The organism is Paracoccus sp. SY (assembly GCF_002901215.1).
Lineage (GTDB): Bacteria > Pseudomonadota > Alphaproteobacteria > Rhodobacterales > Rhodobacteraceae > Paracoccus > Paracoccus acridae.
This window is the reverse complement of the sequence record NZ_NWMQ01000212.1, coordinates 1-478: the sequence shown is the minus strand read 5'-3', so window position 1 is coordinate 478 and position 478 is coordinate 1. Positions and strand designations below refer to the sequence as shown.

At 61.8% G+C, this 478-nt stretch carries 1 protein-coding gene; it reads left to right on the top strand.

From position 1 onward, the window contains the following. Positions 1-3: 3 nt before the first annotated feature. Positions 4-478, top strand: a 475-nt coding sequence (locus CK944_RS24425; protein WP_371411697.1) for a BLUF domain-containing protein, incomplete at its 3' end; no start/stop codon positions are given.

Genomic DNA, 478 nt, shown 5'->3' with positions numbered 1-478 from the left:
GACATCTATTACCAGTGGCTCGAAGGGCCGGAACCTGAAGTTCTGAAAGCCTTCAACAGGATCAGGTCAGACGACAGGCACGGTGATGTCAAGGTCTTGGACCGGCAGCAGACGGAAACCCGCAGCTTTCCGACATGGTCGATGGGCTATGGAAACTCGAAGACGACGTCGCTTTTCGACGGGGCGGCCGATCACGATGCACCCCTTCACCCGCCGCGGGCATCAGATATCTNGCCGCACGGCAGGCGTGAGATGTCAACCGCGGCCTGGGCCGCAGCTGTCCGCAATGAGGGCACCGCCAAGCCTGAGGGAAGTTCATCAACCTGTTGGAACAGCAACTCTGACTTCTCACCCTTGCGGACCCGCGAACTCCCTTATGCTACCACCGCCAGTCGCCGTCGTCTGCCCGTTGCCGCGCCCGCTGCGATAGCTGCGGCAATGTCATGGCAGGCCGCGATCCCCTGCACGAAGGGCCGGT